The sequence below is a fragment of the Paenibacillus sp. 276b genome (assembly GCF_900107875.1).
In the GTDB taxonomy this organism is placed as follows: Bacteria; Bacillota; Bacilli; order Paenibacillales; family Paenibacillaceae; genus Paenibacillus; species Paenibacillus marchantiae.
Map to the genome: position 1 here is coordinate 540,417 of NZ_FNRR01000003.1, position 20,370 is coordinate 560,786.

Annotated in this window: 19 protein-coding genes; 7 read left to right on the forward strand and 12 right to left on the reverse strand. The window is 46.8% G+C overall.

Annotation, left to right across the window (positions count from 1 at the left end):
- Nucleotides 1-189 precede the first annotated feature (189 nt).
- The 6 genes from BLV50_RS18355 to BLV50_RS18380 all read right to left on the reverse strand — a co-directional run bounded on the left by BLV50_RS18355 (nt 190) and on the right by BLV50_RS18380 (nt 5,595).
- A complete protein-coding gene (locus BLV50_RS18355) occupies nt 190-1,200 on the reverse strand; it encodes a metallophosphoesterase family protein (protein ID WP_090809274.1) in 1,011 nt (336 codons plus the stop codon).
- Nucleotides 1,200-1,535 carry a DMT family transporter gene (locus BLV50_RS18360; RefSeq protein ID WP_063565864.1) on the reverse strand — a complete coding sequence of 112 codons (336 nt, stop codon included), beginning with the start codon at nt 1,533-1,535 and terminating at the stop codon, nt 1,200-1,202. The genes BLV50_RS18355 and BLV50_RS18360 overlap by 1 nt, the downstream gene beginning before the upstream one ends.
- On the reverse strand, nt 1,532-2,299 hold the full coding sequence (locus BLV50_RS18365; protein WP_090809276.1) for an HAD family hydrolase: 768 nt from the start codon (nt 2,297-2,299) through the stop codon (nt 1,532-1,534). The genes BLV50_RS18360 and BLV50_RS18365 overlap by 4 nt, the downstream gene beginning before the upstream one ends.
- 92 nt (nt 2,300-2,391) lie before the next feature.
- The gene (locus BLV50_RS18370) at nt 2,392-3,771 is read right to left on the reverse strand and encodes an ABC transporter substrate-binding protein (RefSeq protein WP_063565862.1); all 1,380 of its coding nucleotides are present in this window, start codon (nt 3,769-3,771) and stop codon (nt 2,392-2,394) included.
- A gap of 34 nt (nt 3,772-3,805) precedes the next feature.
- Entirely contained in the window at nt 3,806-4,720 is a 915-nt protein-coding gene (locus tag BLV50_RS18375; protein WP_240321477.1) for a carbohydrate ABC transporter permease, read from the reverse strand.
- Nucleotides 4,720-5,595 (reverse strand): carbohydrate ABC transporter permease, encoded by an 876-nt coding sequence (locus BLV50_RS18380; RefSeq protein ID WP_063565861.1) that lies wholly within the window; start codon nt 5,593-5,595, stop codon nt 4,720-4,722. Before BLV50_RS18380 ends, BLV50_RS18375 begins: the two co-directional genes overlap by 1 nt.
- Before the next feature lie 210 nt (nt 5,596-5,805).
- Between BLV50_RS18380 and BLV50_RS18385 the strand changes: the two genes are divergently transcribed.
- A complete protein-coding gene (locus BLV50_RS18385) occupies nt 5,806-6,372 on the forward strand; it encodes a GbsR/MarR family transcriptional regulator (RefSeq protein WP_072733846.1) in 567 nt (188 codons plus the stop codon).
- A 176-nt stretch (nt 6,373-6,548) separates the two neighbouring features.
- Here BLV50_RS18385 and BLV50_RS18390 read toward each other — a convergent pair whose 3' ends face one another.
- A complete protein-coding gene (locus tag BLV50_RS18390) occupies nt 6,549-10,577 on the reverse strand; it encodes an S-layer homology domain-containing protein (protein WP_177031216.1) in 4,029 nt (1,342 codons plus the stop codon).
- Nucleotides 10,578-10,871: 294 nt separating this feature from the next.
- Nucleotides 10,872-11,615, reverse strand: coding sequence for an SDR family oxidoreductase (locus BLV50_RS18395; RefSeq protein WP_090809280.1), 744 nt, complete (start codon nt 11,613-11,615; stop codon nt 10,872-10,874).
- Nucleotides 11,616-11,851: 236 nt separating this feature from the next.
- Here BLV50_RS18395 and BLV50_RS18400 point away from each other — a divergent pair, with 236 nt between their 5' ends.
- Entirely contained in the window at nt 11,852-12,244 is a 393-nt protein-coding gene (locus BLV50_RS18400; RefSeq protein WP_090809282.1) for a winged helix-turn-helix transcriptional regulator, read from the forward strand.
- Between the two features lie 91 nt (nt 12,245-12,335).
- Here the strand turns inward: BLV50_RS18400 and BLV50_RS18405 are convergent, their stop codons facing one another.
- Together BLV50_RS18405 and BLV50_RS18410 are read right to left on the reverse strand one after the other, a co-directional pair.
- Entirely contained in the window at nt 12,336-13,484 is a 1,149-nt protein-coding gene (locus BLV50_RS18405) for a glycerate kinase family protein (RefSeq protein ID WP_090809284.1), read from the reverse strand.
- A 179-nt stretch (nt 13,485-13,663) separates the two neighbouring features.
- Complete coding sequence (locus BLV50_RS18410) at nt 13,664-14,098, reverse strand: Lrp/AsnC family transcriptional regulator (RefSeq protein WP_090809286.1); 435 nt, start codon at nt 14,096-14,098, stop codon at nt 13,664-13,666.
- A gap of 161 nt (nt 14,099-14,259) precedes the next feature.
- On the opposite strand from BLV50_RS18410, the gene BLV50_RS18415 reads away from it, so the two are divergent.
- Nucleotides 14,260-14,721, forward strand: coding sequence for a VOC family protein (locus BLV50_RS18415; RefSeq protein ID WP_090809288.1), 462 nt, complete (start codon nt 14,260-14,262; stop codon nt 14,719-14,721).
- A 116-nt stretch (nt 14,722-14,837) separates the two neighbouring features.
- On the opposite strand, the gene BLV50_RS18420 is transcribed toward BLV50_RS18415, so the two are convergent.
- Complete coding sequence (locus BLV50_RS18420; RefSeq protein ID WP_072733852.1) at nt 14,838-15,392, reverse strand: C40 family peptidase; 555 nt, start codon at nt 15,390-15,392, stop codon at nt 14,838-14,840.
- Nucleotides 15,393-15,488: 96 nt separating this feature from the next.
- Between BLV50_RS18420 and BLV50_RS18425 the strand changes: the two genes are divergently transcribed.
- Entirely contained in the window at nt 15,489-16,406 is a 918-nt protein-coding gene (locus BLV50_RS18425) for a phosphatidate cytidylyltransferase (protein ID WP_090809290.1), read from the forward strand.
- Between the two features lie 201 nt (nt 16,407-16,607).
- Here the strand turns inward: BLV50_RS18425 and BLV50_RS18430 are convergent, their stop codons facing one another.
- Nucleotides 16,608-17,186: a hypothetical protein gene (locus tag BLV50_RS18430; RefSeq protein ID WP_090809292.1), complete on the reverse strand. Its 579-nt coding sequence runs from the start codon at nt 17,184-17,186 to the stop codon at nt 16,608-16,610.
- A gap of 232 nt (nt 17,187-17,418) precedes the next feature.
- On the opposite strand from BLV50_RS18430, the gene BLV50_RS18435 reads away from it, so the two are divergent.
- The 3 genes from BLV50_RS18435 to BLV50_RS18445 all read left to right on the forward strand — a co-directional run bounded on the left by BLV50_RS18435 (nt 17,419) and on the right by BLV50_RS18445 (nt 20,282).
- Nucleotides 17,419-18,294, forward strand: a complete 876-nt coding sequence (locus tag BLV50_RS18435) for a DMT family transporter (RefSeq protein WP_090809294.1) — start codon at nt 17,419-17,421, stop codon at nt 18,292-18,294.
- Between the two features lie 95 nt (nt 18,295-18,389).
- Nucleotides 18,390-19,436 carry a bifunctional transcriptional activator/DNA repair enzyme AdaA gene (locus BLV50_RS18440; RefSeq protein WP_079697064.1) on the forward strand — a complete coding sequence of 349 codons (1,047 nt, stop codon included), beginning with the start codon at nt 18,390-18,392 and terminating at the stop codon, nt 19,434-19,436.
- A gap of 72 nt (nt 19,437-19,508) precedes the next feature.
- Nucleotides 19,509-20,282: an isocitrate lyase/PEP mutase family protein gene (locus BLV50_RS18445; protein ID WP_090809296.1), complete on the forward strand. Its 774-nt coding sequence runs from the start codon at nt 19,509-19,511 to the stop codon at nt 20,280-20,282.
- The last annotated feature ends 88 nt before the right edge of the window (nt 20,283-20,370 follow it).

The following is a 20,370-nucleotide window of genomic DNA, read 5'->3' on the forward strand; positions in this document are numbered from 1 at the left end:
GGCAGGCGCGTTTCCACTTATTTGAGTATAGATCTCCGCGATACCCATTTACAAGTTTGTCCAGATTCAAGTACCACTGCTACGTTTCACGTGGAACTTTTACAGCAATAATAAAGACTCCGCTTCAATTAACGAGCGAAGTCTTCTATTGCTGCCCTGCATATTCCATCAACTTGCCCGATGTATGGATCAATTACTGCCGTTTACTTTTACCGGATAAGGAACCGTATATTCCGCGCCTTCAATCCAGCTCCCGGTTATATGATTACGTCCCTTAACGACAACCCGATCACGGTATACATCCACATGCAGACTCTCGCTTCCCTCCAGATGCTCATCCTCATCCGTCCAGAGATAAGCTACGGAAGATGCATTAAACATCGTTGGCAGCTGTCCGCCCCCTTCGTACATGGTGCGATGAGCCTCTAATTGCCAATGGGTGTGCCCAGAGAAGAGAATGACCTGCGGATAACGACTTAGAATTGCCTTTAATGCTGCGTCCTGACTCACACCATACCAACCCTGTTCCTTCATGGAACCCGCGACTGTATCCATCAGTGGTTGATGGAGAAAGACAAAAATCGGCTGCTCAGGCAATGCTTGCTCCGACAGTTTTGTTTCCAGCCATTGCAGTTGATCGGCAGACATATCACAATCTTTCGGATGAGGCTGCTCCGTACCTAGAAAGATATAATGATAACCGTCGATCCAGTGGTCATGATACGATCCGTTCATACCTGTGATTGCTGTAAAATCACTCAGCCGCTTCTGCCATAACTCTTCAATTGAGATGGAATTCTGGGGTTTTTCAATACCATGAGCCTCGACCTGGCCCATATCCCCTGAATGCCCCAACACCTGACCCACTTCGTGCTGGGTCATTGTGGTCAGGTTCAGCGGCGGATCTCCCCATAGAATGGCTCCAATATCATGATTGCCTACAGTGTAACGGATTTGAGGCAGTGATTCGCCGTGAGCCTCCAATATACGCTGCAACTCTTGGTATTCTTGCGGCAGTCCACGATCGGTCACATCGCCCACATGCATAATTCCGCTGCTGCCATGGCTATACGTTGCGATGTCTTCCAGCGCTTTCTCCAGATGACGGTTATGGATATGATCAGCCTGCTCTCTCACATGAGTATCTGTGATGACCTGGAAGCTGATTATCGGTTGTTCGTATTTATTTTCATTATCCATCAGGAATCACTCCATTTCAGTCCAATAATGCCAATCAGAATAAAGCCCATCCAGACGATCGACATCGCCTTCAGACGTTCACCCAGAAAGTAATGTCCCACGATCCCAATCAATGTAATGCCTACACCCGACCAGATGGCATAAGCAACACCCAGCGGCATATACTTCACAGCAAAATTCAACAGGGTAAAGCTCGCTCCATAACAAGCAAACATAAGAATGGAAGGCCATACGCGGGTAAAACCATCCGAGACCCTCATCAGAATCGTACCGCTCAGCTCCAATCCAATCGCTAGGGCAAGTAGTATCCATCCCGTATACGAATGGTTCGTCATCGGTTTACCTCGACTTCCAGCAATTCATCAAACGAACGAACCGTAAGATCCGCAAGCTTGATATGAGCAGGTTCGCCGACAGCAATCTTCCAGGCAGCTCCGGCAGCACGAGCCATCTCCATATCACCATCCGTATCGCCGATCACGACAACTCTTGCAGTAGGTACACCCAGACGCTCACACGCCAGCAGCAACATGTCAGGAAACGGTTTTCCCCGTCCAACCTGATCCGTTCCTACAACTACGGTGAAAAAAGATTCAATCCCCATCCACTTCAAATGACTTAGGGCATTTTCTGTCTCATCCGCTGTGACGACACCCATTTTCAGTCCTTTGCTGCGACAGTGCTCAAGAAAGGCAAGAACGCCTGGGAGGGGCTGAGCAGGGCGCTCCTTATTCATTGCGTATTCTGCCTGTAACAAACATTCCCTCACAATAATTTTCGCTTCCGCCCAGCTTAATCCTGCACGATAGCCATGCCAAGTTAATACGGCGTAGACTTCCTCCATCGTTCCCATGGCAAGGGGTCCTCGCACATCATAGCCGTTCATTCGTCCCTGCTCATCATGGAATGTTCCCCATATATGAGGAATCTCTGCTGCATTGAACTGAAGGCCACGGGCAGCAAGCTCTTCCCGGAAGTTCTCCATCACGCAATCGGTCCAGAAGCCCCACATGGCTGTAAAATCAAGCAATGTCCCATCCTTGTCAAATAAAATAGCCTCAATTGGGGTAGAAAGGCTCCCCAGCATTAAATCGGACATCGGTTACGCTCCTTTTCTGCTGAATTACTAAGTCAGAAAAGCGGCACATATGACTGACTGCACCGCTCCTCCAAGTTAAGCTGTTTCCTTTGTTATTTCACGCGATCCAATTCTTTTTGAGCCTTTTCTTTGGCTTCCTTCAGCGCTTGTGCCGCTGGAATGTTATTAATCTGTACCTGATCTGCCGCATCCTTCAGTGCATCATTGATTTTGCCTCCAGTCGGGTCCTGGAACGGAGCCGAAGCATGGGAAGCCTGCTGCAGTGGAACCTTGATTTGCGGGTTCTCTTCACTGAACGTTTTGAAAGCAGGATCTTCTTGAGCAGATTGACGAACTGCAATGTAACCTGTGTTCATGGACCAAGCGGCTGTATTCGCTGTTTCCGAGAAATACGTCAGCCATTTATAAGCTGCTTGTTGCTGTTCTGGACTTGCTTCGGCCGGGATACCTGCCATGATCGCACTCGCTACAGGTTTGCCTTGGCCTACACCTTCCCAGCCCGGTTGTTCCATAGCTGCAACGATGCTGAAATCCAGATCTCCCTGGTCACCGCTGGAACCGGTGTATCCAGCTGCTTTATTTTTCATCACATCATCAATGGTTTTGTACCAGTACTCCCAGCCTTGGCCGCCAAAATGAATACCCATGGTCTTGTCCTCATTAATCCACTTGCGGAACAGCTCCCACGTCTCTACCCATTCCGGTGAATCAATCGTTACGGTCTTGCCGTCATCACTCAGAATTTTCCCGCCTTTACCCAGCACGGCGTCGATCATGTTATCGCTACCCCACATCGGCTCCCAGCCGTAGAAGGTTGTCTTGCCATTCTCCTGCTTGCTCATCTTCGCTGCCGCTTCAGCAAGTGCCTCCCACGTGGTCAGAGTGGCAGGATCGATATTATTACCTTTCAGCGCATCCATACGGTAATACATGATCTGAGTTGTTCCGTACATCGGTAAGAAATATTGCTTGCCGTCTACTTTTCCCTGCTCCAGGAAGGTTTGCACGTAATCTTCCTTGTTAAAGCTCTGATCGGCGGCGATCAGCTCATCCAGAGGTGCATAGTAGCCTTTGCGCGCCCAGTCGATATTGGAGCTTAGTACAGCGGCGGGTACTTTTTTCGAGGCAATGGCAGCCTGCAGTTTCTGTTCGGTCTCCGTGTAATCGGCTTGTACAATCCCTTTCACAACAACTTCGTTCTGGGATGCATTGAAGGCGTCAATCGTCTTCTTCATGTTATCTCCCAGGTTACCACCCAGACCATACCAGAACTCAATCTCGACCGGACTACTTGATGCAGAATCAGCTCCATTCGCAGCTACTGCATCTGAACCCGTGCCCGTACCGCTATCGGCAGAGGAACCACACGCGGTGATCAGGGCAAAACTCGCAGCCAGTACCAGCGACATGCCCCCTCTCCACCTGAGCTTTAATTTGTTACGCCATTTCATACTCGCTTGACCCAATTTCATTTTGATTCCTCCTATATAAAGTATGTTGTGAAAATCAGTTCTTGTTCACGCCGGCAGTAATATTCACACTCTGCATGATCGTTTTCTGGGTAAACAGGAAAAGGATAAGCAGCGGTGCGATGGTAAAAGCACTGGCAGCCATGATCTGCGGCCATGCCAGACCGTAGGCTCCACCTTCCACGAAAAAGCTGCGCAGACCTGCGGATACCAATTGCAGATTCGGGTCTTTGGTAATGAGCATCGGCCAGAAATAGTTGTTGTACTGGTCAATGAAAGTAATCAACACCATCACGGCAAACGACGAACGAACCAGCGGCGTCATAATGGTCCAAAGAATGCGGAAGTGCGACGCTCCATCCAACTGGCCGGCTTCCACCAATTCGTGGGATACCTGCATGAACGCCTGACGAATCAGGAAGATAGAGAACACACTGACACAGTTGGACACAATCAGTCCGGTATAGGAATCCAGTAATTTAAGTTCGCTGAGCACCAAATAACTGGGCAAATAAACGGCGGTACTCGGAATCATGTAGCCTACCAGAATCAGTCCGGTGAGAACCCCTTTTATACGAAAACGCATATGGGTGAGTGCATAGGCCATCATGCTGGAGTTAATGACCTGGATCAGACAGATCGCTGCCGCTACCCCTGTACTGTTCAGAATGTAACGGGCAAATGGAGCAGACTGCCACGCATCCACATAATTGTTCCAGCGGAACGTTTCGGGCCAGAAGGTTGGCGGGAACTGCCAGATCTCGTCATTGGTCTTTAAACCGCTAATGACCATCCAGTAGAACGGAAATGCCATCGTCAGACTCACCAGCACAAGCAGCAGATAGCGAAGTGCGGTAGCAAATCCTTTTCCTGCACGAGGGACCTTCCGTTTCTGCACTTCCTCACGAAGACTATCTTTTCTTGTTTGGTTGCTTAGAGTGGTCATGTTCATCAATAGTGCACCAGGCGTCGGCCGAGCAGGAAAGATACTCCTGACAGCAGAACGCAGATCAGAATAATAACAACGGCGATGGAAGAAGCCTCGCCCACATTGAAGGACTCAAATGCAGATTGATAATACATGTAAAGCAGTGTTCTTGTTGATCCCGCTGGTCCCCCTTGCGTCATCACGTTGATCTGGTCGTAAGCCTGAAGCGACTGGATCGTCAGAATGATGGACAGGAAGAACGTGGTGGGTGAAATCAACGGCAGTGTAATGCTTCGGAACTTGTCCCAGCTGCCTGCCCCATCAATCGATGCCGCTTCAAGCAGATCGGATGGCAGGTTACGCAATGCGACCAGATAAAATACCATAGACCAGCCAATCGATTTCCACAGCGTGACGATGAGCACAGCTACCAGTGCCCAGTTCTGATCTTTCAGCCAGCCGATCGGGGATATGCCGACCCAGCCAAGCAACAGGTTGGCCAGCCCCACTTCAGGTTCGAAAATCCATGACCACGCAATGGAGACTGCGACTGTCGGAGTCACCCAAGGGGAGAACAGCAGCGTCCGGAACAAGCCGGAGGACTTAATCTTGCTGTTCATGAGCATGGCCAGCGCCAATCCACCCACAATCGTAGGCACTACACTTCCAAGACCGAACAACAGCGTAACTTTTAATGAACGGTAAAATTCAGAATTGGTTAGCAGATAGCTGTAGTTATCCAAACCGACGAATAATTTGTCAGGACTCATGAAGTCCCAATCCGTAAAACTCAGATAAACAATGTATCCCAAAGGCCCCAGCCAGAAAATGAGTAATGGGATAAGGGCAGGAAGGGTGAAGAGAACCGCTTCTGTCTCCCTCCATAATTTCACACGCAATTTGCACACTCCTAATCGTCCAAATTTTATTTAATTTCTCTAAAAATCATGTCTTAAACTCCCTTTAATCTCCCTTTAATCTCTTCTGTACAAAAATGATTGTATAATACATTTGAAAAATGTAATTCCGGGTTATGTTAAAATAACGCGAGGTCATGTAAAATATGAAAAGGAAACAGGGAGTCCCATCCATATACTAGAGGTGAGATTGTGGGAAAAGAAGCTGCCGAGGACCAGAACCATTCGTCGTTGTCCTATCGGCCCGAGCTGAGGGAGAAAGTCATTGACGCCATTGCCAATACCATGGATCTGTATGGAGTCAATCATTCATTTGGTCAACTGTATGGCATTATGTATTTTGAGGATCGTCCCATGACGCTTGAAGAGATGAAAACGTCCATGAACATGAGCAAAAGTAATATGAGTTATGCTGTACGTTCGCTTACCGAATCTCAGATGATCTATAAATTGGAGGAAAAGCGGGAACGCCAGGATCAGTATCTGGCCGAAACCAACTTTTTCCGTACGTTTCAGAACTTCTTCGGGGCCAAGCTTCAACGGGAAATCGACGTGATGCAGGAAAGCCTTCGGGAGGTCATTCCGCAGTTATCGGAGATTATTCTCGCCAGAACAACTCCGCCGGAGGAACGGGAAGACGCTTTGCGCGATTTGCATAAACTTCAGCATGCGGAGCAGTATTATGAGTGGTTGCAGGGATTTGTAGATCAACTGCGGGATGGAGTTTTTTACAAAGACGCTCCACATGAAAGTGATTAAACACGCTAAGGAATCATATACGCCTTATTATGAATAGCATTCACTTCGTTCGTTAAACTAAAAAAGCCAACTCGGCGAGCAACGATGTGCTTGCTGAGCTGGCTTTAAATAATTTAAAGGGGAGCCCCGCCATGTTTTCATGGTTGGGCTCCCCTTTTGTTATAGATATGGTTATCTTATTTCTGTGCCGCACCCTCAATGTCTGCAAAAGCCCAGTGTGTTGCAGGTACGTCTATAAAAGATGGCGTAGTTACGCCTGTTACCGGCGTCCGTTTGAACAGTACATTTAATACTTTCACGGCTTCAGCACGAGTCAGTTTGCTGTTCGGTTTAAATGTATCATCGTTATATCCGGTCATCAGGCCAGCCGATTGTACGTAGGCAATTGCATCGAAAGCCCAAAGGTCGGCGGACACATCTGTAAATCCAGCACCATCTGTTGCTTGTGTTGTGCTGCTTGATGCGTCTACGCTTTGTTGCTGTATCCAGCGGTATGCAATGGTCGCCATTTGTGCACGGGTAATCGAACCTTCGGGTGCAAATTGAGTGGCGTTCATACCGTTCATGATGCCTGCGGATTGCGCTTTTTGAATATCACTCGCTGCCCAATGGGTAGCAGATACATCGTCGTAGTTTACAGCGTTCGAGGATGCAGTTCCCGCTTCATCAGACAGATTACGAGCCAGCATCGCTGCCATTTGCGCACGGGTTACGAATGCATCCGGGCGGAAATCAGCACCAAATCCGTTGATATACGGGTTGTGCGAGCCTTGGGAAGCTTTCAGTCCATCCACCACAACGAGCGTGAACGTGCTGAATTTGTTAACAGTAAACTCGATGCCTTCACTAGAATCGCTGAGCTTCACCAGTTTGCCTTGAATCAACTCTTTCGTACCGTCACTGTGTTCAATGTACACAGCCAGGTTGTCCAAAGCTTGCTGGCGTGCAGCCGGATCAGTTGGCAGACTGTCACGCAGCGGTAATGTCAGTGTTACTTCATGACTTTGCATATTCGTTTCAATCTCAACCGGACGAGCCAGTACTTTCACGTTTGAATTTGGAGTAATCTGTTGAATCAACTGCTCTTTCTTCGCACGTTCTTCCACTTCTTTACGCTCGGATTCCTTTTTCAACGGAACGACGCGGAAGTACAGATCCTGGTCGAATCCGGCAATCGACTTCGTTGGAACCGAGATAATAGCGTTCTCTGTGGAAATCTCAAGGTTAAGCCCACCATCATTCAGCTGTTTCACCGCTGCTTTTGGCAGTTCAATGCGTGTCTCAGACACAGCATCTTTGGCGTCAGGGATGACAATGCGTGCAGTATTCATGTTTAATTGCTTCGCTTTTTCCACCGATTCCTTGGCAATCGCCTCAGACATCTTCACGAGGTCCTTAATCGTACCGTCTACCTCGGTTGTACGTGTAATTGGCGTTTTGGTGAGGTTGGTGCCATTCGCTCCGTTCACGTCCACGACGATTTGTTCCTGCTTGGTCGTCGGTGTAGTCGTTACAGGTGTAGTCACTGACGATCCACCTCCTGTGCTTCCACCAGTGTTTGGTGTTGAACCATTTCCGTTATTGCTATCGCCATTCGCCGTGAAGACAATCTTCACCGCACGTCCTGGCAATAAGTCACTGATGGCTTTGTAACGAACCCATACCGTTTTGTCACCACTAAAATCAAATTTCTGAATAGACGCAACATCAATCCAGTTCAGTTTGCCGTTAAGGGAGATCTCCATCGTGTCATCCAAGCCGGTTATCGTGTTGTTGATATCATTTCCCGTTACATTAGGGGCCGTAAAGAATTGATTGATTACATATTGTAGATTCCCAACATCCTCGTATCTGTCTTGTTCATTAAGCACCCATTCGGCCAGTTCTTTTTTGCCTTCCGTGCTAAGTTCAGCTCTTTTGGACAAATCAAGGGCACCTGTACGTCTAAATTTATAGTTATCGAAGAATGCTTCCCCTGCAATCCATTCGTTCATGGCATGATCAAGCCATTGATCCATTAGCGGAATAGAAGTAGCATTCTCAAAGGATTCCAAAGGCATAGAAAAGAGATTCAGCACAATGTCCGGATTAACAATATTCCCTTTAAATTCTCCTTCCAACCTTTCAAAAGCCACCTGATGCAGGTATTTATAAGCAAAAACTCCTTTATCTACTTGGCTACGGTCCAAATGTTGTTGCCCCAAGCTGCGCAGCACATATGTTTGTTGGTCATTAAAATAATCTGGTCCATCCACCAACTTTTGTGCAAATAAATCCAGTTTGTTTTTAAGAACGTCGAATTCCTTCTGCCCCCAGATGGATTGTGCCAGAACAGCGAGTTCAATCATATATTGAACCTGATCTTTATTTCTATAATCGTTCTTCACATAATCAATCAGGAAACCAGCAATGAATTTCTTAACTTGCAAGGATTCATAGTATCCATTCGGTAAATTAATTTCCAGATCAGGATTTTCCACGGCCAGAATCATACCATCAATATCGTTGCTACTCTTTGCAGCATTTACAGCAGCCAACGCATCAATTTCATTACCAGGGAAAAATTCGTTAAATGTAGTCTGAATGGATTCAAAACTTGCATATCCACCAATCGGTCTTTCAGTAAGCATATGATCAGCCAACTGTTCCTGCTCTTCTGGTGTCAAGTTATCCATTTTGCTTGTATCCAAAGCGAAGCTCGTTATCGGAGTTCCTGGATTCGCTTCGTTATAAGTCAGAATGTTCTCATGAATTTTATTTAATTTATCCAGTGACGTTACCATTTCCTCAGTCGTATTTGCACGATTAATGAAAGGTGTATCTTCCACTGCTGTGTCTATATATCTCAAAACGCTTGAAATGGAAGATGTTTTTTTGAGTTTAAGTTCGTATAGATAAGCCGTTGTGCTTTTATCTACCTCGGAGGCAGTGCTATATGCAGCAATGAGTGGATAGAAATTATCTTCAGCACTCGGATAATCAAAATGATTTATTCTTTCTGCTTGCTTACTATACAGGTCATTAAGTGCAACTAATGCATTCGGTCCATCGATTTGGCGAGTCACTTCAAGAGCTTTCAGAGCTAATTGCACCAAGAACTCAACTTGCCCCTTTTTCTCATATCCATAGCTTGTTGGCGCTTCGATATCTAATAAGTATTTTGCAATAGCCTCCTGATCTTCTACAGGCAAAGATTCAAAATCAGGCGTGCCAATGAATTGCTTATTACTAAGCAGCAAGATAGCTTCTTGAATAAAATCATTGCTGTTACCCCGGTCTGCTTTCTTTTTGAGCTCGTTATACTGATCCAACAAAGAATCACCTTCAGGCTCGAAGAATGCATCAAATACAGCTTGCAGCTGTGTCACATCGTCGTAACCTTCAACTGGCCTGTGTTCAATCATCCACTGTGCAAGATCCGCCCTTTTCTGATCATTGTTCTCTATGGTAGACATTTTCTCCATATTAACTGGAAAAGGCTGAACGGTAACTGAGGGATCCATCCCGAACATCATAGTCATAAAATAGTGCCCAAACATGCTATCTAGTGTAGCTTCCATGTCCGAAATATTATTCGGAACATTAATAGGAAGATATCTTGACAGCAAATCCATTAATAATTCGATTTGTCCATTATAATTGATTGGCGTTTCATATTTTCCTAAAGCAGGTCCAAACATCACGATATTTGTATACATCACCTTGTCGGCGCCTCTCAACGTGCTGTAAGTAGCACTCTCCTCAACCATGGGTTCTGCTTGGTCAGAAGGGAGAAAACCACCAGCATGGCTATACAAACCATATATCTCATTTAAAATATACTGTACAGTATCTGGACTAGTTTCTTTAGGCAGCTTGACCAAGTTATATAATAGTGCAAAAACATACTCTACTTGGCTTTGATTCTCATACTCTATCTCACGTGGCAGCAAAAGAATCATTCCTCGTACCAGTTCATTCTTTTGCTCTTGAGTCAGCAGGTTATAGGTAGTCATTATATCGGTAATATCTATTAAACTTCCGCTTGTCAGGATACTTTGGACACTTGAAATTGCTCCTTCAATATCCTCATATGAATTCCTTATTTCATTAAGCTGCTCCAATGCGGTAGGAGCTGGACCCGCACTTGCAACCCCTCCCACACTAACTACCTGTAATACCAAAACTACAGCTAATAAACAACTTATAAGCTTCTTGTAATACATAAAACGTTGTCCTCCTTGTCTCATGTTTTTTAGGCATCATGTCTAATTGCCTATCAATCTAGGTCTAGTGTAGTACGCAACTCTGAACGGATTCTGAACATTCACTCCAATAAACGGAAAAAAATCCGGCCTGTAGGTGAAAAACAGTCCGGATTTCAAATATTTTTCGTCATTATTCATCATGTTTACTTCTTCATTTAATTATAGAGTCCTATATTCTATAAAAATTAAGATTCTTGTCACGTCTTCCCTATACTCCTCCACTGCTCCCTGTATAACAAACAGGTAGACGCATCAAATCATCGTATATCCGCCATCCACAAACAATGTGCTTCCTGTCGTAAATGTATTCGTCATAAGGTAAGTAACCGTATGTGCAATCTCCCCATTGTAGCCCACACGCTTGAGCACAGACAGCCTCTCATAGTCTTTAAAATGTTCACCGCGAGGTGTACCCTCCTGCCCCTCTCGCCAGATGGTTCCGGGGGACACGACATTCACGCGAACAGGCGCGAGCTCCACTGCAAGTGCTTTGCCCAGACTTTCAATCGCTCCGTTACACGCTGCGTAAGAAGCGCCACCATCCAGTGGGCGTTGGCTGAAGCCCCCCGACATTAACGTGATCGAACCCGAAGCCGATAGATACGAAGCTGCGTATTTGGCAGCAAAATATTGAGGCCAGAACTTGCCCTTGAAACAGCTTTCGGCCGTCTCTCGATCTGAAGTTAACGGACCACGGGTGTATGCAGCTCCAGGGGTGAACAGGTGATCGAATGCACCAACCTGATTGAAAAATTGTTCGATTTGCTTTTCATCCTGATTGTCCAATACGTACACTTCGATGGACACCGTGCCAGTCTTGCCTTTGCCTGCGACACGAGCAATCTGCTCCCTCGCTTCCTCTAGTCTGGTCTCCGATCGTCCCGCGATAACTACATGTGCACCAGCCTCAGCAGCCTGGATTGCCGTTGCAAGTCCAATCCCAGAGCTTCCTCCTATAATCACGACACGTTTATTCTCCAATGTAAATGGACTCATTCTGCATTTTCCTCTCGTATAGCTGGATTTTTCGTTTTTCTAGCATTTGTTCATTATTATCGAAAAGATTAGCCCTGAACAGTACGCAATTGAATCGTACCAGGTACGAAAATTCGTACTATTGGAACCAGATGACACAGTTATTCCTGCCCAATTCACATAGACAAAACAAGCAGAACGCGAAGAAATCAGGTATGATGAAGTTACATATAGTTGTTTAAATTGAGGTGAATACTATGGATTTACAGGAGCCACGGTTACAAGGTGTTCTCGTTACGTTGGAAGCCATTAATGGAAAATGGAAACCACTCATCCTGTTTATTTTAATGAAGGAAGGCACGAAACGGTTTGGTGAACTAAGACGCATGATTCCTGATGTAGCGCAGGGCACGTTAACGAAACAGCTGCGTGAGCTGGAACAGGATCAGATTATTGTGCGCACTCTCTATGGCGATGTTCCACCGAAGGTCGAGTACAGTCTGTCCAAACACGGGCAGACGATTGGTACGCTGTTGGATGGCATGTGCGGCTGGGGCAAGGCTCATCTGGAGTATTTGAACGGAACCAAACATATGATTACTGCGGAGAAATTAGTCGAGGAATCCCATAACGAAGAGAAATCTGAATAAAAACTCATGCCTTCATCTCTGTTAGCAGACGAGACGCCAGTATTGCCATCTGTTATGAACAGGCTACGCCTCATAACCGAACCACAGAATGTTAAGAAATCAGACCCAATTTTAGCACTCTCGCAATATTCTCGGTTGTACGCTCCACATTCTCCGGGCCTTCGCGCAGAAGTTGTTCCAGATCAGCCGCCCCCGGCACAATACCGAACACCGCGTCAATACCTTCAGTGTACAACATATCTATCCCTTCACCAACGTAACCTGCAATGGCGATAACTGGCTTGCCTGCTTCCTTGGCAGCACGCGCTACACCGTAAGGCGTCTTGCCAAATTTCGTTTGAAAATCAATGCCGCCTTCGCCCGTAAACACCACATCCGCATGTAGCAGCTTGTCACGCAATCCAGTGTATTCAATGATGATTTCAATACCTTTGCGCAACACAGACTGTGTAAAAATCAAAAGCCCTGCGCCCAAACCACCTGCCGCACCAGCACCCGGCACATCAAGTATATCCTTGTGCAGCTGCTGCTTCACCACATCTGCATAATGGGAAAGATTCGCATCCAGCACCTGTACCATCTCCGGTGTAGCTCCCTTCTGCGGTCCAAACACCCGTGAAGCGCCATGCTCTCCACATAACGGATTCGTTACGTCGCAGGCGACAATGAACTCCACATCCTGCAATCGTTCATCCAGGCCGGACACATCGATATGTGCCAACTGATCAAGTGCCCCACCTCCACGTGCAAGTGGATGCCCGTGTGCATCCAGAAAAGTTACGCCAAGCGCCTCGGCCATGCCTGTACCCCCATCGTTGGTCGCACTTCCACCAATTCCGATAATGATTTTGCGAATACCCTGATCCAGACACGCCCGAATCAGCTCTCCCGTGCCATAGGTTGACGTGTGAAGCGGGTTCCGGGTTGCCTTGGTCACCAGATGAATGCCGCTCGCCGATGCCATCTCAATCGCCGCCGTTAACCCCTCGCCCAGAATACCATACTGCGCTAGTACAGGCTGTCCCAGTGGCCCGCTCACCTCTCTCTGGTGAATTACGCCGCCAGAAGCATCCACCAGCGACTGCACTGTTCCTTCGCCTCCGTCAGCCATCGGTACATGAATATAGTTGGCGGTTGGGTAGATTTTACGCAATCCTTTCTCCATGGCCACACATACTTCTTTCGCTGTCATGCTCTCTTTAAATGAATCCGGTGCCAGTACAAATGTCGTCTCTCTCATCTTCTCCCACCCCATCCGTGTTATTAAAGGATAAACCTTTTTTGAACACGCTTTCATTATAGTTACTGGTAAGCCAAATAAATATTGATGAACAGACGAAATTCATTGTGCACGTGCACAATGAATAATGGCAGGACCGAATATCCTGCCACCCATACACTAACGTGCTTCGCTGCTACTTAGAGCAGCACACGGTGTTCCATTATATTTTTCATACTGATATGGGATTTGGATGGACCAAGCTTCACAAGCGAGTCTTGGAACTCTGCAAGCTCTTCAATGGTTGCCGTCTGTACCTTGATCAGATAGTTGTACTCACCGCTAATCCGATATAAATCCGTAACCTCAACAGCCTGTTCACAGAAGTAAACGAATTCCTCACAATGCTCTGTTTTGAGCAAAATAAAAGTCGTTGTCCCACGATTTAGTTTGGCCAGATCATAGATGGTTGAATATCCCGATATGACCCCGTTTTCCTCCAGTTTGAGAATTCTCTCCTTGACTGAAGGCTGGGACATGTTCACCTCTTTGCTAATCTGTACAATTGGCATACGAGCATGGTGCTGCAGCAGACGCATAATCTGCTGGTCGATCTCATCTATAACATAACCCATTTGTAGACCCTCCCGAGAATCAGGCTAATTTAATAAGTTTTTTGGGATAAAAGAGCTTATATATCGCAACTCTCACTCCATTATATCCTTTGATATCGCATGGTTCCAATGCAGCGTTCCCTTTATACTTTAGAAAACAATCTGAAGAAGGAGTGATGAGCATGAGTGTAAACGGACTTGCTCACGTAGCCATTCAAGCACGTAATTATGAGGATACCCTCTCATTCTATACGAATGTATTAGGATTTAAAGTTGGTCACTCCTGGAGTCTGCCCGCCTTTCAAATTACTGAGGCGTGCATGCTGATCTCACCGGATCAACGGACCTGCATTGAACTGTTTGACCCCGGAGCCGTAATCGCGGCCGAAGGTGAACCAGCAGAGTCTCCCGAAGCAGTAAAACATGGGGCATTACTGCATTTCGCCTTTTACGTAGACCATGTGGAAGAGATCTACGAGCGAGCGCTTGCTCATGGTGCACAACCATATATTCAACCCGATTGGATCTCACTTGGTGAGCCCCCACTTCAAGTTCGAAATGCGGTTGTGCATAGTCCAAATGGTGAAGTGATCGAATTCCTCGAAGAGGTTGATTTTGACCGTTCCTCTACACCATCGATCTAGCGTTACACAAACCGAACAGCCTGTTGCGCGGAAATCCGTGGCGGCAGGCTGTTTTATATTATGTTTTTTGAGTGATAAGAAAGCGAGCGCATGGTCTTAAGACATACTCCTTGCCCTCATTCACCCTTTTCAATTCCCGGCGTATAATCGCTTAACTTCCCTTCATACACCAACTGCAGTTGTTCACTTTGGCGAAAATCATCCGGGGTCACCAGCGCAGGCAGCTTGTTCCACAGCTTGATGCCTGAACGCTGCAGTATCTCGGCAACAAATTGCGAGCAAAAGTAGGAGTTGCTGAACTCCACAGGCTCCTTCAACGTAATGCCAATCACACCAAGCAGATTGTACATATATTTCTGGCGGCTGCGGATGAAGATGTGCAGCACCCGTTTCATTTTTTCCACTTCACGCTCCGTCACCTGAAGCTCATAAATGACACATGTGGTATTTGGATATTTACTGTATGTACCTGTCTGAATATCTTCCTTCACAAACCCGCCATTCAGCGGATTGCTCGGATGCTTGCGACCGAAGCTGTACAGCTCGGATAATTCCCGGTCAAATGAGATGGAGGCATGATTGTATGGCGCTCTGGTGTAACTTTGAATGACTTTGGTAAACAACGTTCCCGTATTCGTAAGCAGGATATAGATGGAGCGTGGTTCTGTCATAACGAAATTTCCCCTTATCAAGTTGGCACTATTCCTTCATAATAACATAGGTACCCTATATTGGAATCTTACTTCTGGATAAGCAGGTGATTGTACTTGAGCAGTTCACTCTTTACCTTAACACTGATTTTTATTGCTTTATTGGTCATACATATCGTGTACAAAATCATTACGAAGCTTCAGCCGGATAAGGATTATTCGGGCATTGGCAACAAAATCAAAACCTGGTGGGGCATGTTTGTCATCTTCTGTCTCGCCACCCTCTTCAATCCGATTGTCTCCCTGATCTCCCTTATGGTACTCACCTTTTTCGCGCTGAAAGAGTACTTCTCCATGATCCGCAGCACCCGCAAAGCTGATCGCAGGTTGTTTCTATGGGCGTATCTGGCGATTCCGGTACAGTTCTACTGGATCTATATTGGATGGTATGGGATGTTTATCGTGTTTATTCCACTCTATGTCTTCCTGGTGCTGCCCCTGCCCCGTCTAATTAATAAGGGCACGGTTGGTTTCCTGCGCAGTGTCAGCTCGACGCAATGGGGATTAATGCTAATGGTATTTGGACTTAGTCATCTAGCCTACTTCCCGTTCGCAACACCGGAATATGGTTCAAAGCTGGTCCTGTTCCTGGTCGTATTAACCCAGCTGAATGATGTGGTGCATTATCTGGCCTCGCTCTATCTGGGCAAACGCAAAGTGGTGCCCACGGCCAATCCTTTTTTGACATGGGAAGGGTTCGCCTGTGCATTCGTTATAACCACCGCTGCCTCTTATTTCATTCATCCTTACCTGACTCCGTTTGATGCACGTTTCGCGCTTTTCATCGGTGTGTTGATCGCTCTGGCAGGGTTCTTCGGAAGTCTGACGGTTTCTGTTCTGAAGCGGGATTTGTTAATCGGGGATGACAATAAGTTCGATGCGTTGAAAAAAAGCTACCTGAGCCGGGTCGACAGCCTGACGTACACCTCTCCAGTCATGTTCCACGTGGTGCGTTATTTCTTCGACTTCATGTAGGAGCAGGTCCGTTATAGACACGAGAGCTGGACACACTCAGTCTACTAGAACAAAGCGTAAGCTTGCAGATCAATAAAAAGCAGCCTTGACGGCTGCTTTTACTCATTTATGGGAGAAATGAAGGCGCACGTATAATGTGTCTGTTTCATTTTCCATTTTTGAATTAACAGAAAGCACTGCACACGGTTATGATCTGCCTGATTATTTTAATTTAATTTCCTTCTCCGAGGTCACTTCTTTCCCCTCTTCATTGGTAAATACAAACGTCGCTTTGCCGCGTTCACCCTTCATCTCATCCGAATAAATAAATCCGGAGAATTGCCCGTCACCACTGATATAAAACCCTTCTTTTCCATTCGCGCCATGCTCGATCGCTTCCTTGTAGGAATTCACAATCGTTACCGTGTTGGACGTCCAGCGCATCTCGGATAAAGCATAGCCCTCAGGAATTTGTTTTATCGCAAAATCAAAGCTATTGCCCTCGGACGGCTTATCCGTCTGGTCAATGACGATCATGACCTGTCCTGCCGTATCAGCGGAGGATTCCGATTGGGCCGTAGGCTTGCCTTCATTCCCACTTTCGTTCGCCTGATTATTGTTATTCTTCGCCTCCATATTGGGAACGGAACTATTTCCCGCTTCCTCTATGGGCTGCTTTGATTGTGGATAGGCGTGTTCCTGTACGGATTCGTTGTTGTTTTTTGCCCCACATGCGCTGGTCAACAGCAGAATACATAGAACAGACACCCAGAGAATAGATTTATTTTTATTAAGATTCATATTGGTACTCCCTCCATTTATCTAAAGTAACAAACCTTATGCATTCATCCAAAGAGAACTTTCCAATCAGCACCTTCTATAGTAATTACTACACCATATCGTCTCACATTAAGCTCCATATTATGTAAATGAGTACTAAATTCAATTCGTTAATACACTTCGATGAACCCTGAAATGTTGGCGTGTTACCCTGAAAGGGTCAAAAAAACATGCTATTTGAGGGGGTAAAAGGTTGAATCGCTTTGCTTTTATGATGCTCGTTATACTCGCCACTTCGCTTATGGGTTCATCCTTTGCTGTGGGCAAAATCGGATTGACTTATGTCTCACCCATTCTGCTGGTCGGCATTCGATTTACGCTCGCTGGAGGACTAATGGCGCTCTGGGTGCGAAATAAAAATCTTCCCGTGACCGCGCCTGACTGGCTCCGGTTGTTCGTCATCGGTCTGTTCCAGACGACGGGTGTGATGGCCTGCATTTTCCTGAGCATGCGCACTATTCCTTCCGGGCAGACATCCATTCTCACATTTACAAATCCGCTATTGGTAGTTCTTCTCGGGAGTGTATTTCTTGGTCTGAGATATAAGGTATACCAGTGGTTTGGGGTGCTCATCGGTATAACAGGAGTTTTCATCACGCTTGGTTTCCATCTTCAATTCTCCGGAGGAACGTTACTGGGTATGGGGTCTGCCTTGTCCTGGGCGATCGCTACCCTCTTGGTCAAACAATGGGGCTCACACTTCAGCACATGGGTGCTAACGGCATATCAGATGTTATTCGGCGGACTAACGCTGTTATTGCTCAGTTTTACCATGGAATCAACAAAACTCATCCTGAACACCACGTCCATAGGGGTGATTCTATATCTGGCGATCCTCGGTTCCATTGTGCAGTTCGCTACGTGGTATTACCTGTTAAGCAAGGGCGATCCGGGCCAGACAAGTGCGTTTCTGTTTCTTGCTCCATTTTTCGGGGTCTTATCCGGCTGGCTGCTTCTGGGCGAAGTCATTCGGAATTACGTCTATATGGGCGGGCTATGCATATTCCTGGGTATCTTTCTGGTAAACTGGACTGGACGAACAAATAATAAGAATGTATTGATGAAATAAAAATATTCATGCCTGATTTTCGGCGATGCCCTGCGCATCGTTTTTTTTATAATATCAATAAGGATAAACTCTACTGATATAAGGACGTGCGCCCAATGATTTCTGCTGAACTGAAAGAACAATACTATGAGGCTCTGGTTGCCAAGGATTCGGAATACGAAGGTTTATTCTATGTAGGCGTCAAGACGACGGGTGTATTCTGCCGGCCTACATGCCCCGCGCGAAAACCAAAATTCGAAAACTGTGAATTCTACGAGACGGCGCAGCAGGCATTGCTTGCTTCGTATCGTCCTTGCCAGCGTTGCCGCCCGTTGTCTCATCCCAATCAGGTATCTGATGTGGTACGCGTATTGGTGGAAGCCGTGGAGAACCATCCGGAGAAACGCTGGAAAGGCCAGGACTTCAAGGCATTATCCATCGACGAATCGACGGCCAGACGTCAGTTCAAGAAGCGATTTGGCATGACCTTTGTGGAGTATGCCCGTGCCCGCCGTATGGGACTGGCCCTGAAAAATATTCGCTCCGGTCGTACGGTCATTGATGCCCAGCTGTCCACCGGCTACGAGTCTGGCAGCGGGTTCCGGGATGCCTTCTCGCGAATCATGGGCGCAGCGCCTACACAAGTAGATGAAGAACATGTATTGAAGGCGTCCTGGATCGACACACGTCTTGGACCCATGATGGCTGTAGCCGATGAGAAAGCATTATATCTGCTCGAATTCGTGGATCGAAGAGGTCTGGAGCGCGAGGTGGAACGATTGCGCAAACGAACGAAGTCAGCCATTGTACCTGGAGTAACAGATCCGATTCGTTCCATTGAACGGGAACTTGCACAGTATTTTGAAGGCACGCTAGCTGTATTCCATACCCCGTTGTTCTGGTTAGGAACACCATTCCAGAAGAGTGTATGGGAGCAATTGATTGCGATCCCGCCGGGGGAGACGAGGTCATATCAAGATATCGCGAATGCACTGGGTAAACCCACAGCATGTCGAGCGGTAGCACAGGCCAACGGAGCTAATCAGCTAGCTATTGTTATTCCTTGTCACCGTGTGATCAATGCTAGTGGTGAACTGGGTGGATACGGAGGAGGCCTGACACGCAAAAACTGGCTTTTAACTCACGAGAAGCAGGGTAGCTGAGTACTCAATAGATAAGAAAAGAACGGCAAGTGATATGAAGGATACAGCTATGTAACGGAGGAGATAAGTCTTATGAGTACCCTACAAAAAAAAGCGTTGATGTTCCACCAATCCCATACCAAAGGCAATCCATTGGTTCTGGTCAATGTCTGGGATGCCGGGAGTGCACTCGCCATCCAATCTGCTGGAGCAGCAGCAATCGCTACTGGAAGCTGGTCTGTAGCTGCTGCCCACGGTGAACAAGATGGAGAAGCGATGCCATTCCAGCTGGTACTGGACAATCTGGCCCGGATTACAGCGAGCGTGGATTTGCCTGTTACTATCGATATTGAGGGAGGGTATGGCAGGTTGGCGTCAGAAGTGAAGGGAAATGTGAGCCAAGTGATCCATCACGGTGCGGTAGGAATTAATATTGAGGATCAGCTCCCCTCTGGCGCGGGACTGTACGCTGTGGAGGAGCAATGTCTGAGACTGTCGGCTGCCCAGGAAGCTGCGGAGCAGGCAGGCATTCCGCTGTTCATTAACGCCCGCACAGATATCTTTTTGCAAAATGCACCTGAACGACACAATCACCCTCTCCTGGAAGAAGCACTTATTCGCTCCAAGGCATATGCAGAAGCAGGCGCCAGTGGTCTGTTCGTTCCGGGCTTACAGAATCAACAACTGATTCAGGAATTGTGTGAACGTTCGTCGCTTCCGGTCAACGTGATGGTTACATCCCATGAACCTTCACCGAAACAACTTGCCGGGCTGGGTGTGGCACGCGTAAGTTATGGACCTTATCCTTATCTGCAAGCGATGGAACACCTGAAAGAACTGGGGCAAAGTATTCTATCTGGAAATTAACAGAAAGGCGCGCTTCTCATTTTCCACTAGAAGGAAGCGCACTTTTCCACGATATTCATTTAATGCTACTATTACAAGCGATCATCTA

Bases quoted from the DNA above. Each gene is read 5' to 3' on its own strand.
- BLV50_RS18355 (WP_090809274.1), bottom strand. From the start codon at position 1,200: ATGGATAATGAAAATAAATACGAACAACCGATAATCAGCTTCCAGGTC.
- BLV50_RS18360 (WP_063565864.1), bottom strand. From the start codon at position 1,535: ATGACGAACCATTCGTATACGGGATGGATACTACTTGCCCTAGCGATT.
- BLV50_RS18365 (WP_090809276.1), bottom strand. From the start codon at position 2,299: ATGTCCGATTTAATGCTGGGGAGCCTTTCTACCCCAATTGAGGCTATT.
- BLV50_RS18370 (WP_063565862.1), bottom strand. From the start codon at position 3,771: ATGAAATTGGGTCAAGCGAGTATGAAATGGCGTAACAAATTAAAGCTC.
- BLV50_RS18375 (WP_240321477.1), bottom strand. From the start codon at position 4,720: ATGAACATGACCACTCTAAGCAACCAAACAAGAAAAGATAGTCTTCGT.
- BLV50_RS18390 (WP_177031216.1), bottom strand. From the start codon at position 10,577: ATGTATTACAAGAAGCTTATAAGTTGTTTATTAGCTGTAGTTTTGGTA.
- BLV50_RS18395 (WP_090809280.1), bottom strand. From the start codon at position 11,615: ATGAGTCCATTTACATTGGAGAATAAACGTGTCGTGATTATAGGAGGA.
- BLV50_RS18400 (WP_090809282.1), top strand. From the start codon at position 11,852: ATGGATTTACAGGAGCCACGGTTACAAGGTGTTCTCGTTACGTTGGAA.
- BLV50_RS18405 (WP_090809284.1), bottom strand. From the start codon at position 13,484: ATGAGAGAGACGACATTTGTACTGGCACCGGATTCATTTAAAGAGAGC.
- BLV50_RS18410 (WP_090809286.1), bottom strand. From the start codon at position 14,098: ATGGGTTATGTTATAGATGAGATCGACCAGCAGATTATGCGTCTGCTG.
- BLV50_RS18415 (WP_090809288.1), top strand. From the start codon at position 14,260: ATGAGTGTAAACGGACTTGCTCACGTAGCCATTCAAGCACGTAATTAT.
- BLV50_RS18420 (WP_072733852.1), bottom strand. From the start codon at position 15,392: ATGACAGAACCACGCTCCATCTATATCCTGCTTACGAATACGGGAACG.
- BLV50_RS18430 (WP_090809292.1), bottom strand. From the start codon at position 17,186: ATGAATCTTAATAAAAATAAATCTATTCTCTGGGTGTCTGTTCTATGT.
- BLV50_RS18440 (WP_079697064.1), top strand. From the start codon at position 18,390: ATGATTTCTGCTGAACTGAAAGAACAATACTATGAGGCTCTGGTTGCC.
- BLV50_RS18445 (WP_090809296.1), top strand. From the start codon at position 19,509: ATGAGTACCCTACAAAAAAAAGCGTTGATGTTCCACCAATCCCATACC.